Source organism: Shimia abyssi (genome assembly GCF_003014475.1).
Taxonomy (GTDB): Bacteria; Pseudomonadota; Alphaproteobacteria; order Rhodobacterales; family Rhodobacteraceae; genus Shimia; species Shimia abyssi.
This window is the reverse complement of record NZ_PYGJ01000003.1, coordinates 215,511-228,767: the sequence shown is the minus strand read 5'-3', so window position 1 is coordinate 228,767 and position 13,257 is coordinate 215,511. Positions and strand designations below refer to the sequence as shown.

Here is a 13,257-nt window from a genome sequence, read left to right as displayed (position 1 = left end):
CATTTGCCGAGCCCGCCCTACATCATCGCTAACCAAGATCAGTCGGTAACTGTAACCGACTTCATCATATCCGGTTGGCCGACCACAGCACCATTCTGGCCAGTGCCCAGCTTGATGGCGTCCACCACATCCATACCGCCGGTGACCTGCCCCACAACGGTATATTGCCCATTCAGAAAATCCCCGTCCTGGAACATAATAAAGAACTGCGAATTAGCCGAATTCGGGTTCTGTGACCGGGCCATGCCAACAACGCCACGCTCAAACCGTTTATCAGAAAACTCTGCCGGAAGGTCCGGAAGGTCGGATCCACCACGGCCAGCATTACGCATGTTTTCGCCAATCTTGCCGTATTGCACATCGCCCGTCTGGGCCATGAACCCATCGATCACGCGGTGAAACACCACACCATCATACGCGCCGTTCCCGGCAAGCGTCGCGATGCGTTCTGCATGCTGCGGGGCCACATCTTCGAACAGATCAATAGTGACAACACCATTGGCGCCTTCACCTTCGATCTCGATCTGCAACCCCGTCGCCAACGCGGACGAGGCCACAAGCGAAAACGCCGCTGCCAGCTTAAGCATCGACATCAGCCGCCACTTTCACGCTCACCATCCGGTCAGGGCTTGCGGGTGGTTCGCCTTTGACGATCGCATCCACATGCTCCATTCCTTCTATCACACGGCCATAGACCGTGTACTGGCCATTCAGGAAATGGTTATCTTTGAAGTTGATAAAAAACTGGCTGTTTGCGCTGTCAGGCGCTTGACTGCGCGCCGCACCCAATGTGCCGCGATCATGCGGAATACGGCTGAACTCTGCCTTCAGGTTTGGTAATTCGCTACCGCCGGTGCCAGCAGAGCGCAGGTTAAAGTCTTTTTCCATGTTGCCATTGGCCACATCACCCGTCTGGGCCATGAACCCGTCAATCACGCGGTGGAAACAGACGTTGTCATACTGACCCGAACGAGCCAGCTCTTTCATGCGCTCGGCATGGCCCGGCGCGATGTCCGGCATCAGCTCAATAACGACGGTGCCGTCTTTAAGCTCCATCAGGATAGTGTTTTCGGGGTCTTTGATCTCGGCCATGGGGCCCTCCTGTGAAAAAGCGTTGTGCGCTAATTAATCACGCCAGCGCCGAAAGCCAAGAGAGCACCGGCTCAAACCCGCTTGAGCATTGACCCTTGCCCCCATTCCGCTAGGAAAGGCACAAAGTCATTTCAGCAGGAGCCCCGACCCATGGCCTGGAAAACCCTCGACCAGATGGACCTCGCAAACAAGACCGTTTTGACCCGCGTCGATATCAACGTGCCCGTCGCGGATGGTGTCGTGACCGACGACACCCGTATTCAGCGCATCGTGCCCACCGTGCGCGATATCTTGGCCGCGGGCGGCAAACCCGTCCTGCTCGCCCATTTTGGACGCCCCGGCGGCGAACGCGTCGCGGACCTGTCCTTGCAACAGCTGGCCCCAGCGCTCGAAGCGGCGTTTGACGCGCCCGTTGTTTTTGCCGCTGATTGCGTCGGCGCTGCCGCACAGGCTGCTGTTGACGCGCTGAACCCCGGTCAGGTGTTACTCTTGGAAAACACACGCTTTCACAAAGGTGAAACCAAGAACGACACCGACCTCACCGCGCAAATGGCGGCACTTGGCGATATTTACTGTAATGATGCCTTTTCTGCCGCCCACCGCGCCCACTCGTCGACCTGCGGTCTTGCACACGCGCTCCCGTCTTGCGCCGGTCGGTTGATGCAGGCCGAACTTTCGGCCCTCGAAGGCGCTCTTGGCAATCCACAACGCCCAGTCACGGCGGTTGTGGGGGGGGCCAAGGTCTCGACCAAGCTGGAACTGCTGGGCAACTTGGTGGCCAAAGTAGACAACCTTGTTATCGGCGGCGGCATGGCCAACACCTTCCTCGCCGCTCAAGGCATCGATGTCGGCAAATCACTGGCCGAGCACGACATGACCGACACCGCCTCTGAAATCATGACCAAGGCTGCGTCAGCAGGGTGTACGATTGTCCTGCCCAGCGACGTTGTCGTCGCCCGCGAATTTGCCGCCAACGCCGCCAATGAAACGGTCGCGGCGGATGCCTGCCCGACAGACGCCATGATCCTTGATGCGGGCCCGGCAAGCGTTGCGGCCGTGGCCGCTGTGTTTGAGAACAGTAAAACCCTGATCTGGAACGGCCCGCTAGGTGCGTTTGAAATCGAGCCGTTCAATGCTGCCACAGACGCCGCCGCCCTTCAGGCAGCCGTCCTGACCAAAGCGGGTGGACTGATTTCCGTCGCCGGTGGCGGTGACACGGTTGCCGCCCTGAACGCCTCTGGCGCCGCTGCGGATTTCAGCTACATCTCTACCGCCGGCGGGGCCTTTCTAGAATGGATGGAAGGCAAAGAACTCCCCGGAGTCGCTGCCCTGTCGTCCTGAACCACCCCGGTAGGTCGGACAAACTTGTCCGACCTACCCATCACCCGAACACAACCGCACACTCTACGCACATAAACCGCGCATGTTCGCAAGGTTTTTCAAAGCGTTAGCGCCATCACATTTGCATGGGTCACACCGCTTCACTAGAAGCAAGGCAATTGCCCCGCCGGGCATTGGACCCCTTTTCAAATGGAAAGCGTTATGACCAAATCTGCTCAAGCTCAAAAGATTTCCGCCGGACAAGGCTTCGTTGCCGCCCTTGATCAATCGGGTGGCTCCACACCCAAGGCCCTCGGCCTTTATGGCATCGACCAAAGCGCCTATAGCTCAGACGCCGAAATGTTCGACTTGATTCACGACATGCGCTCCCGCATTGCCCAAGCCCCTTCTTTTACAGGCGACAAGGTTGTCGGCGCCATCCTGTTTGAGATGACAATGGACCGTGACATCGCCGGCAAACCCACGCCAACATTTATGTGGGAAGACCGCGGCGTTGTGCCCTTCCTCAAAGTTGACAAGGGGCTCGCCGACGAGGCCAACGGCGTTCAGCTGATGAAACCCATGCCTGACCTTGACGCCCTACTGGAACGTGCTGTGGCAAAAGATGTCTTTGGCACCAAGATGCGTTCGGTCATCAATTCCGCAAACGAAGAAGGCATCAAGGCCAACGTGGCGCAGCAGTTCGAGATCGGCAAACAGATCCTCGGCCACGGCCTAATGCCCATTATCGAACCCGAAGTGAACATCAACGCACCTGACAAAGCTGAAGCGGAAGACATGCTTCTGGCCGCGATCACAACCGAACTCGACACTCTCGCCGAAGGTCAGCAGGTCATGTTGAAACTGACTCTGCCCGAGACCAAAAACCAATACCTGTCGCTGGTTAATGATCCACGTATCATGAAGGTTGTGGCGCTGTCGGGTGGCTACAGCCGCGACGAGGCCAACAATCGCCTGTCGCAAAACACAGGCATGATCGCCAGCTTTAGCCGCGCCCTGACCGAAGGTCTGAGCGCGCAGCAAAGCGAGGACGATTTCAATGCCGCGATTGGTGGCTCAATCGACAGCATTTACCAAGCCTCCGTAGCTGACTAATCGGATCGTCATTTATTGTTTAAGGGCGCTCCTGTCAGGGGCGCCTTTTTTAGTCTCAGCACGCAACTCGCAATCCAAAACCCTTCAACCTGCAACAATCGTTTTAAGCCTATGTGCCTTTCACCGAACGCAGGCTTCACCAACCCACGCGCGCTGCACGCGAAAAACAACACCGACGCAATACCGACAAAATACCGACGTTATACCGACGTGCTGCTTTGCGCCGTAATGTGCATTAATCCTCACGCACGCACGCTCAGGAATTCTGCAATGAAATTAAGCATTCCCAGAGCGAATCTTATGTGCCATTATGCCCCCAAGATCGCCTCTCAAAGAAGGCGCAGCAGGCAGATATGACGACACAAAAATCCAGACCCGCCATCGGCGCGCTCGTATTTTTCGGGCTGACGTTCTCTCTGGCCACGTACTTCACATTTGCTGCTGTGCAGGGTGATTTTGGTCTGTTCCGTCGTGTCGAAATTCAGGCGGAAAAGGCAAAACTTGCCGCTGAACTCGCCATAGTTCAGGCCGAAGTGGCACGCATGGAAAACCTGACACAGCGGCTGTCTGATGACTTTCTTGACCTCGATCTGCTCGACCAACAGGCGCGCGATGTGCTTGGCATGATCCGGTCCGACGAAATCGTCATCCGCTGATATACACCAACCTCCTATAAACAATAAGCTTTTTCCGCTCGCCTCCGGCGCGCGTCTGGGCTAGGCTTTTTGAGACGTTAGTTTAACGCTAAACCATTCAGCATTCGGGAGGGTCCGGAATGGCAGCCAAGCGCACCACCAAGAAGACCAATGTGTCAGGTGACGAGCTCAAACAGTACTACTATGACATGCTCATGATCCGTCGATTTGAAGAAAAGGCTGGCCAGCTATATGGCATGGGTCTGATCGGCGGCTTTTGTCACCTCTATATCGGCCAAGAAGCCGTTGTTGTCGGACTGGAGGCCGCAGCCGAAGAAGGCGACAAACGTGTCACCTCTTATCGCGACCACGGCCATATGCTGGCCTGTGGCATGGATCCAAACGGTGTCATGGCCGAGCTGACAGGCCGCGAAGGCGGCTATTCCAAGGGCAAAGGCGGCTCTATGCATATGTTCTCCAAGGAGAAGCATTTTTATGGCGGTCATGGCATCGTCGCAGCTCAGGTTCCCATCGGCGCTGGCCTCGCATTTGCCGACAAGTACAAAGACAATGGACGTGTGACCTTCACCTATTTTGGCGACGGCGCGGCCAATCAGGGCCAAGTTTACGAGACCTTCAACATGGCCGCGCTTTGGGATTTGCCGGTTATTTTTGTCATTGAAAACAATCAGTACGCCATGGGAACTGCACAAAAGCGCTCCACTTCGACGCCTGATATCTACACGCGTGGCACGGCCTTTGGCATTCCCGGCGAAGCAGTGGACGGCATGGATGTTCTGGCCGTCAAAGATGCTGGCGAACGCGCGGTGGCACATTGCCGCAAGGGAAAAGGGCCTTACATTCTGGAAGTCAAAACCTATCGCTATCGCGGGCATTCAATGTCGGATCCTGCCAAATATCGCACCCGCGAAGAGGTCCAGAAGATGCGAGAAGAGCGCGACGCGATCGATCATGTGCGCCAAATGCTTTTGGATGGCAAACACGCCTCCGAGGACGAGCTGAAGGCGCTCGACAAGGACATCAAGGCTATTGTGAACGCCAGCGCCGACTTCGCCAAAGAAAGCCCCCTGCCCGCAGTCGAAGAGCTGTGGACGGACATTTACGCATAATCGTCAGAGGAGAGTTGAGAGATGGCAATTGAAATCCTGATGCCCGCCCTGTCGCCCACTATGGAAGAGGGCACACTGGCGAAATGGCTTGTCAAAGAGGGCGATGCCGTGTCCTCAGGCGATATCATCGCGGAAATTGAAACTGACAAGGCCACGATGGAGTTTGAAGCTGTAGATGAAGGTGTGATGGGTCAGATATTGGTGGCTGAAGGGACAGAGAATGTCCCGGTCAACACCGCCATCGCGACACTTCTTGAGGAAGGCGAGGAAGCCGGCGCGCCCCCCACTCCCTCAGACGCCCCCACAGCGCCTGCGCCGGCCCTGGCGGCAGCTATTGCCTCACCGGCGCCCGCGACTGCTGGTGCGCCCTCAGATGCGCCAGCGCCCGATCTCAGCGCGGACTGGCCGGTGGGCACTGAGACTAAGCAACAGACTGTCAGAGAAGCGCTGCGCGACGCAATGGCCGAAGAAATGCGCGGCGACGAAGACGTCTATTTGATGGGGGAAGAAGTTGCCGAGTATCAAGGCGCATACAAGATAAGTCAGGGATTGCTCGAAGAATTTGGTGCCCGCCGGGTGATCGACACCCCGATAACCGAGCATGGCTTTGCCGGGATCGCTGTGGGTGCTGCATTTGGCGGCCTGAAACCCATTGTCGAGTTCATGACGTTCAATTTTGCAATGCAAGCCATTGATCAGATAATCAACTCAGCCGCCAAGACATTGTACATGTCCGGCGGCCAGATGGGTGCCCCGATGGTATTTCGCGGCCCGAACGGTGCAGCCGCACGGGTCGGCGCGCAACACAGTCAGGATTATGCCGCGTGGTATGCCCAAATTCCCGGATTGAAGGTCGCGATGCCCTACTCGGCTTCGGATGCGAAGGGATTGCTGAAATCGTCGATCAGAGATCCAAATCCAGTGATTTTTCTTGAAAATGAAATCCTGTACGGGCGCTCTTTTGAAGTGCCTTTGCTTGATGATTTCACTGTTCCCTTTGGAAAGGCACGTATTTGGCGTGAAGGCAGTGATGTTACCATCGTCAGCTTTGGGATCGGGATGCAATATGCCCTTGAAGCGGCCGAAAAACTGGCCGAGGACGGCATAGAGGCCGAGGTGATCGACCTTCGCACTTTGCGTCCAATCGACTACGATACTGTATTGAATTCCGTTATGAAAACGAACCGTTGCGTGACAGTTGAAGAAGGTTGGCCAGTAGGTGCTATTGGTAACCACCTTTCAGCGACAATCATGACAAGGGCTTTTGATTACCTCGACGCTCCGGTTTTGAATTGCACTGGCAAAGATGTGCCAATGCCCTATGCGGCGAACTTGGAAAAATTGGCGCTGGTGACCACCCAAGAGGTGATCGATGCCGTCAAACAAGTCACGTATCGCTGAGGAGGATCTAGATCATGGCAACTGAAATACTCATGCCAGCGTTGTCGCCTACGATGGAGGAAGGCACTCTGGCAAAGTGGGTCGTCCAAGAAGGTGACGAGGTTCAGTCCGGCGATATCATCGCGGAAATCGAAACCGACAAAGCGACGATGGAGTTTGAGGCCGTCGACGAGGGTGTGATAGGAAAAATTCTCATTCCTGAGGGTCGCGAAGGCGTAAAGGTGAATACACCAATTGCCGTTTTGCTGGAAGACGGCGAAACAGAAGCGGATATTGCGCTCGCGTCGACGTCTTCAACGGCTGCGATCGCTGAAGAAATTGAGGTAAAGGCGCCCGAAAAAGCCAACCCAAGCACTAAGATTGCAACCCCGATCCCGAAGGGAGCGCGCGTATTTGCTTCTCCGCTTGCCAAGCGCATTGCAGCGGACAATGGTCTTGATATTTCGATCATTTCAGGGTCTGGTCCAAGGGGCCGTGTGGTTAAGGCGGATGTTGAGCATGCCGTAGCGACCGGCGCAACTGCAACAATCGCAGGGCCCTATTCCGGTGCGAAAAAAGTACAGAAACTGGCAGAAACAAAACCAAAGGGCGCAAGTGCAGATATTATCGCGCGGATGTATGAAGGCCGTGAGTTTGAGGAAATGCCACTGGATGGTATGCGCAAAACGATTGCAGCACGTCTGACGGAAGCCAAACAAACCATCCCGCATTTTTACTTGCGACGCGACATTCAGCTGGACGCGTTGTTGTCATTCAGATCTGAATTGAACGCGCAATTGCAATCTCGCGGAGTTAAACTCTCCGTCAACGACTTTATTATCAAGGCGTGTGCGCTCGCTTTGCAATCGGTCCCCAACGCAAATGCCGTCTGGGCCGAAGACCGAATACTTAAACTTAAACCCTCAGATGTTGCAGTAGCTGTTGCGATTGAAGGCGGCTTATTTACACCCGTTTTGCAAGACGCTGATCAGAAGTCGCTGTCGAGCTTGAGCGCCGAAATGAAAGACTTAGCCGCGCGTGCTCGTGAACGGAAACTCGCGCCACACGAATATCAGGGCGGAAGTTTCGCAATATCAAATTTGGGAATGTTTGGCATCACCAACTTTGACGCGGTTATTAATCCACCGCATGGGGCAATTCTTGCCGTTGGAGCAGGTATCAAAAAGCCGGTGGTTACGGAAAACGGTGATATCGATGTCGCGACGGTGATGTCCGTTACGCTGTCCGTCGATCACAGAGTAATTGATGGCGCTTTGGGCGCCGAGTTGCTTGAACATATCGTTAGCAACCTAGAAAATCCAATGACGATGCTGGTGTGATAAATATGCGGACCCCGTCAACCACCGGGGCCGTCACTTACCCAACTGCAACTCAGCGCTGCAGTATTTGGTCCATTTCGACAGCAGGCTGCGGACAACCTGCTTCGCCTACGATTTTTGCTGGAACGCCAGCAACAGTGGAACACGGCGGCACTTCCTGAAGAACAACGGAACCGGCTGCGATACGGCTGCAATGCCCAACCGAAATGTTGCCTAGCACTTTTGCACCTGCGCCGATCAAGACCCCATCACCGATATTGGGGTGCCGTGCTTCTTCCTCTTTGCCAGTTCCACCAAGTGTAACTGAGTGTAACATCGACACATTGTCGCCAACGATCGCAGTTTCACCAATGACAATTGAGTGGGCGTGGTCGATCATGATGCCTTTTCCGATTTTGGCAGCCGGATGAATGTCGATGCCGAATATTTCAGATGTACGCATTTGAATAAAGTAAGACAGGTCGTGCCTGCCTTGGTGCCACAGCCAGTGCCCTATGCGATAGGCCTGCATGGCCTGATATCCTTTGAAATACAAAATCGGCTGCAACAACCGATGACAGGCAGGATCACGATCATAGACTGCCATCAAATCTGCCCGGGCCGCTTCAGCAAGATAAGGGTCAGATACAAATGCTTCGTCCGCAACTTCCCGGAGGACGACCATCGACATTTCATTCGAAGATAGCTTGGCTGCAAACCTGTAGCTCAAGGCGCGTTCAATTGACTTGTGATGAAGAACACAAGCATGCACGAGCCCCCCCATTAAGGGTTCTTCTTTCACCGCCTCTTCCGCTTCCGACGTAATGCGGCTCCAGACTGGATCGAGTTCGGTAACCTTAGCGCGTCTCTCAGCCATGGTGTTCCTTCCTGTTTGCACCAGACTACAGTATTTAGCCCAACATCAGCAAATTCAAACCCGTGAACAGCATAATTCAACATTGGAATGGCAAGTTCACCTTTAAATGATCAGGCCAGCCAACTGATTGGTACAGCTGACTGGCTTCGACTTTTAGCTTTTTAGGACTTTACCGACCTGCCGAAAACTCTCGAAATTGCGTTAGTTTCATCAAGACCAGCGCAGTCGATCTGCAATATTCTACGTTAGAGAAGCTCGGCTCCGGCCCGGCTCCCGGCATAGTAATGGCTCCATATAGAGACCCGTTTCCCCAATCTGGATGGGATCGTCCAAATCGACGAAAAAACTTGTGTGCCGCTGAGGCGCGTTCAATGACGTCCTCAACAGCTTGAGCGCGCTGACCTTGCGGTAATGTTTGCAACCAACGCGCCACAGCAACGATGTCCCCCGCAAGGACACGCCACATCCAGCTGACCTCCAATTTTCCGAAGGCACCCGGACCAAAGCGGGCAGATACTTGCGCAACTTCCACGTCAAATGCATCACTCGCGCCATCTGAAAGTTGTTCACTGTGCAAATAGAGCCACGATGGGCTAGAAACCGTCGTCTCTCGCAAAACCGAACCATATTTGGAAATGCGAACCAAGTACTGCTCGGTCTCTTCAGACAAGGGAATTTCAGGGAACTCCCAGCTGTCCCCATCAATTCTCGACCGCCGGATCCAGTTCAATGCGACATCCCCATTTGTTGCACGCGAGGCCTGCAAATGTACCGGAGAGTATGGTCTCAAGCCAATTCCAGCAAACGCCTCGGAGCTATTCCGATAGGAACTATGATCAAGACTTTGGCGTGCAGATCCAATGCGAAAATTACGCGCGATGTTGCGTGATGCGGCGGATAGGTCGATTTGCTCAATATTGCCATCGACCAGTACAACCCAACTACCGGTTGGCCAAACATCAGGCATTCCAGCATCAGAGCCAAGCTGGCCGCGCAATCGTTTGCTCAACAAGTATTGCCCGGGGCCGACAAGCTGGGCTTCCTCAAACTGGAATAACTCCCAACTGCCGTTCGCCCCATCACCAATCGCCATAAGATTGCGCCCGGAAAACAGCTGTTCTTGCGAAACACCCTGCAGGTTTCCAGAGATCATTTTGACTTGGAGTTCTGTTCCATTGTCAAACAGACCCGGTCGCGCAGCCAAAAGTGGTGTCTCGGTCACCCCCATGATCGCCCGACTGTTGATGATTTTGTTCAGAGCATAGTCGCTGTCCGTTGCGGAATCGTACACCGCAACCGAACCAGGCCAAGGTTTTGCTGTCACCGCAATATGAGGCGCATGGGGTACTTCGTCCCCTGTCAACAGCGGCAAATCCATGAACAGCGAGGTCACAGGAACAGGTGGGACATACGCCGATGCGCGCGGCAACTCTTCCGTAAGGTCGGTTTTTTCGTAGACCGATGGTTCGATAGCAAGCCCTTCAACCAACTGGGAATCACCCTGCTCGACGCGATCAATTCTATAGAGTTGATCAATCTGACCATCCCCTTTCAGGGCGACTACGTCCCCTGCACCCAAGCCAAATTTGGACGGAGGAAGTGAAAACTTTACACGCTCGCGCCCAACCTTGGCTTCGGCCAACCATCTTTCCAGAATCTGACGCCCTTCACCACGCGAAAGCACCAGGGGCATTTCACTAGCAGCAACCGAATTCGTTAGTTCAGCCGAGTCGATCGCCTCTTCCGAAATTGCCTCGAACGCGCCACCCGCTTGCACGAAATTCAGCCGCAAGCGCCCGGCAATCTCGACATTTGCTTCGCGATCTTTTGCAATGATTTCGGAATTTGATGACGAAACGGCGACGGAGTCGACTTCCAAATCAACTGGGTCGCTAGTGCCGCGCATCCGGAACAAAATGCACCCATTCCGTTCAATCGCATCAAACCCATATGCTACCATGAGGGGTTGCAGGGCCGACCGGGCGTCGGAAACTTCGTCATGAACATAACCGTTTACGACACCGATGAGCTGGCTCGCATCGAAGGTGTCAACGCCTGCACGCTTACAGATTTCAGACACCACGCTCTCTAATGTGCGATTACCGCTTCGCCCATTTATCCAATGCCCGGCACGGTAGTTCTCACCGTCCGACCAGACCGTTAGATTGTGTGGGAAATGCGGAAACGGACGTGCATCCCAAGCCCACACATGGCTTCGGGTCACATCAATCATCCGGCCCTCTTACTCTTCTGACTTTGGATTGTTTTCGTCCAAACTCCAATAGTTTTGCATGGCCTGCAAATAGCGTTGCTGAATGAATGCATCCCGCCCGCCATTTGAAAAATGCGGTAGCGAAGATTCCGAGGATTTGGGATCCAGAAATTTGTTAGGCTGGTTCGTACCCTTATCGACAGCCGCACAACCGATTTCGGTAAACCAAATCGGTTTGCTACCCGGCAACCAGTCAGTCGCGACCTTCTGACGAACGCCACCAATGCGTTGGTGATGTTCATTGCTCCACCAATTGCGAATATCTTTATAGCGGAACACCCAGGGCTCATTATGGTCGCCATCTGAAATGGCTGTTCTGATTTGAGCGTCTTGAGCTTCGTCTGAATGGTAATACCACTCATACCCCTCGCCGCCTTCAATATTTCCACTCAGATATCCCAAATCGTAAATTGACGGCCATTGTTGTGCATCCAGGTGCCCCTTACCGTCTCGCCAATCCGACAGCGGCATGTAGTTGTCAATGCCAATGAAATCGATGTTTTCGTCAGCCCAAAGTGGATCGAGATGGAAATAGATATCACCCGTGCCATCCTGAGGATGAAAACCAAAATACTCGCTCCAGTCCGCCGCATACCCGATTTTTGTGTCCGGCCCCAAAATCTGGCGCACGTCGGCCGCGACGGCACGCAACTCTTGCACCGCAGGGAAGCCGTTCACACCCAAAATCTGCGTCAAACCTCTCATCTCGGAACCGATGCAAAACGCATCCACACCACCAGCCGACGCACAAAGCGCCGCATTATGCAGGATAAACCGTCTGTATCGCCACTCGTCCGGGCCGGCATACGCGACAAGCCCATTTTGCACGGCAAAATCGCTTGCCGATGCCGTGCCAAAAAAGGCTGCAACTTCTTGATCCGCCAAGGCCGTTCCAGACGGCGATCCGACCCGCCCATGTGCAACTGACTGCGTTATGCGCCCCCGCCAAGGTAGTTTAGGTTGGTTCGCTGCCTCGCTCCACGGATCTGGCAATCCGTTTCCTTCCATCTGTTCCATCAGGATAAATGGATAAAAAACCACGTCCTTGCCAGTTTCCTTGAGATGCGTGATTGCCTCGACGACTGATGCATCACATGGCGTGCCACCGTAAACAGCCCGCCCTTGGACTTGCGCCAGCTCTTCGGCTTCATTGCGCGACAAACCGGCGACCTCCCATTTCATGGAGTCGCCATCGCTCAGCTTTTGCTCAACTTTGGGTCGTAGGTCAAATTCCGCCGCACGAAGGTCATCGCCAAACCAGCTGACAATCAATGACGCGGACCCCACATTCGGCAGCTCGGTCTGCAACTGTTCCATCGACGTCAGAAAATCACTTTGCCCAGACGGAGAGTTTTCGTTCACGCTTTTGTATTCTGCTGGCCCGACAGGTAGACGCACTGTTGATGTGGCAAGCGCGTATTCGCCACTGCCGGGCATCAACGCAACGGCACGGACACTGTTTGCCATATCCGAGGACGCGTCGCGTATATCATCCGGCGTTCCCTTCACAACCTCAAAGCTGAACTGAGGGATGCGGTTGCCGAACCTTTCCAACGCCAGGTCTTCGATCACGACATATGCCGTGCCACGATATGCAGGAACCGTTCCTGCACCTTCCACGGCTTCGATCTTTGGATCAGGCATTTGCTCTGGGCTTCCAGTATAGACTCGCAAATTTAGATCATTTAGCGCGATTTCTGTGCCATCGGCCCAAATTCGACCAATGGATCGAATTTCACCTTCGCAAACCGCAATAGCCAGCGAAACCGCATAGCTATATTCCCTGACCGTTGGTTGTGAGGGCGCACCCTTGCCGCCGCCCGTTGTTGAAACGGCCTCCGTGAACTGGGAGGACCAGATCAAATGCCCAGCAACACGCATACGCCCAAAAACCCGCGCAGTTGTCGAGCCTTCGGCAGATCCGCTAATTCCAAACCGATCGACCTTTCCACTTTCAACAGCTTCCGACCCTGACCCCAGAATTTTTTGGTCAATAACGCGTCCAACGGTTGCGCCAGCCAGTCGCCCAACTGCTAGAGCTGAAACACCTGCGACACCGCCACCAAGGGTCCCTCCAATCGCTGCTCCCGCAGCGGCCAATACGACTGTCGCCATA

10 protein-coding genes and 1 pseudogene are annotated in these 13,257 nt (G+C 54.5%); 6 read left to right on the top strand and 5 right to left on the bottom strand.

The features are described from left to right. Window positions 1–38: 38 nt before the first annotated feature. Both CLV88_RS07710 and CLV88_RS07705 read right to left on the bottom strand, forming a co-directional pair. Window positions 39–587 (bottom strand): peptidylprolyl isomerase, encoded by a 549-nt coding sequence (locus CLV88_RS07710; RefSeq protein WP_106607953.1) that lies wholly within the window; start codon window positions 585–587, stop codon window positions 39–41. Then, complete coding sequence (locus CLV88_RS07705) at window positions 580–1,092, bottom strand: peptidylprolyl isomerase (protein ID WP_106607800.1); 513 nt, start codon at window positions 1,090–1,092, stop codon at window positions 580–582. Before CLV88_RS07705 ends, CLV88_RS07710 begins: the two co-directional genes overlap by 8 nt. 150 nt (window positions 1,093–1,242) lie before the next feature. Between CLV88_RS07705 and CLV88_RS07700 the strand changes: the two genes are divergently transcribed. From CLV88_RS07700 to CLV88_RS07675, 6 genes are all read left to right on the top strand, one after another. Continuing rightward, window positions 1,243–2,433, top strand: a complete 1,191-nt coding sequence (locus CLV88_RS07700; protein ID WP_106607799.1) for a phosphoglycerate kinase — start codon at window positions 1,243–1,245, stop codon at window positions 2,431–2,433. 201 nt (window positions 2,434–2,634) lie between these two features. Then, window positions 2,635–3,528 (top strand): fructose bisphosphate aldolase, encoded by an 894-nt coding sequence (locus CLV88_RS07695; RefSeq protein WP_106607798.1) that lies wholly within the window; start codon window positions 2,635–2,637, stop codon window positions 3,526–3,528. 353 nt (window positions 3,529–3,881) lie between these two features. Then, window positions 3,882–4,184, top strand: a complete 303-nt coding sequence (locus CLV88_RS07690; protein WP_106607797.1) for an FtsB family cell division protein — start codon at window positions 3,882–3,884, stop codon at window positions 4,182–4,184. A 119-nt stretch (window positions 4,185–4,303) separates the two neighbouring features. Further along, complete coding sequence (gene pdhA, locus CLV88_RS07685) at window positions 4,304–5,293, top strand: pyruvate dehydrogenase (acetyl-transferring) E1 component subunit alpha (RefSeq protein ID WP_106607796.1); 990 nt, start codon at window positions 4,304–4,306, stop codon at window positions 5,291–5,293. 21 nt (window positions 5,294–5,314) lie between these two features. Further along, window positions 5,315–6,694 carry a pyruvate dehydrogenase complex E1 component subunit beta gene (locus CLV88_RS07680; RefSeq protein WP_106607795.1) on the top strand — a complete coding sequence of 460 codons (1,380 nt, stop codon included), beginning with the start codon at window positions 5,315–5,317 and terminating at the stop codon, window positions 6,692–6,694. Between the two features lie 14 nt (window positions 6,695–6,708). Next, window positions 6,709–8,013 (top strand): pyruvate dehydrogenase complex dihydrolipoamide acetyltransferase, encoded by a 1,305-nt coding sequence (locus CLV88_RS07675; RefSeq protein WP_106607794.1) that lies wholly within the window; start codon window positions 6,709–6,711, stop codon window positions 8,011–8,013. 52 nt (window positions 8,014–8,065) lie between these two features. Here the strand turns inward: CLV88_RS07675 and cysE are convergent, their stop codons facing one another. The 3 genes and pseudogenes from cysE to CLV88_RS23755 form a co-directional block, all read right to left on the bottom strand. After that, window positions 8,066–8,869, bottom strand: coding sequence for a serine O-acetyltransferase (gene cysE / locus CLV88_RS07670; RefSeq protein ID WP_106607793.1), 804 nt, complete (start codon window positions 8,867–8,869; stop codon window positions 8,066–8,068). 169 nt (window positions 8,870–9,038) lie between these two features. After that, a complete protein-coding gene (locus tag CLV88_RS23830) occupies window positions 9,039–9,335 on the bottom strand; it encodes a DUF7742 family protein (protein ID WP_480935824.1) in 297 nt (98 codons plus the stop codon). 3 nt (window positions 9,336–9,338) lie between these two features. Beyond that, window positions 9,339–13,256 (bottom strand): annotated as a pseudogene (locus CLV88_RS23755) (baseplate multidomain protein megatron); the annotation flags it as partial. Window position 13,257 lies beyond the last annotated feature (1 nt).

What these genes read in the sequence shown, in the direction of transcription:
- CLV88_RS07710 (WP_106607953.1), bottom strand. Translation starts at nt 587, where the DNA reads ATGCTTAAGCTGGCAGCGGCGTTTTCGCTTGTGGCCTCGTCCGCGTTG.
- CLV88_RS07705 (WP_106607800.1), bottom strand. Translation starts at nt 1,092, where the DNA reads ATGGCCGAGATCAAAGACCCCGAAAACACTATCCTGATGGAGCTTAAA.
- CLV88_RS07700 (WP_106607799.1), top strand. Translation starts at nt 1,243, where the DNA reads ATGGCCTGGAAAACCCTCGACCAGATGGACCTCGCAAACAAGACCGTT.
- CLV88_RS07695 (WP_106607798.1), top strand. Translation starts at nt 2,635, where the DNA reads ATGACCAAATCTGCTCAAGCTCAAAAGATTTCCGCCGGACAAGGCTTC.
- CLV88_RS07690 (WP_106607797.1), top strand. Translation starts at nt 3,882, where the DNA reads ATGACGACACAAAAATCCAGACCCGCCATCGGCGCGCTCGTATTTTTC.
- pdhA (WP_106607796.1), top strand. Translation starts at nt 4,304, where the DNA reads ATGGCAGCCAAGCGCACCACCAAGAAGACCAATGTGTCAGGTGACGAG.
- CLV88_RS07680 (WP_106607795.1), top strand. Translation starts at nt 5,315, where the DNA reads ATGGCAATTGAAATCCTGATGCCCGCCCTGTCGCCCACTATGGAAGAG.
- CLV88_RS07675 (WP_106607794.1), top strand. Translation starts at nt 6,709, where the DNA reads ATGGCAACTGAAATACTCATGCCAGCGTTGTCGCCTACGATGGAGGAA.
- cysE (WP_106607793.1), bottom strand. Translation starts at nt 8,869, where the DNA reads ATGGCTGAGAGACGCGCTAAGGTTACCGAACTCGATCCAGTCTGGAGC.
- CLV88_RS23830 (WP_480935824.1), bottom strand. Translation starts at nt 9,335, where the DNA reads ATGTGGCGTGTCCTTGCGGGGGACATCGTTGCTGTGGCGCGTTGGTTG.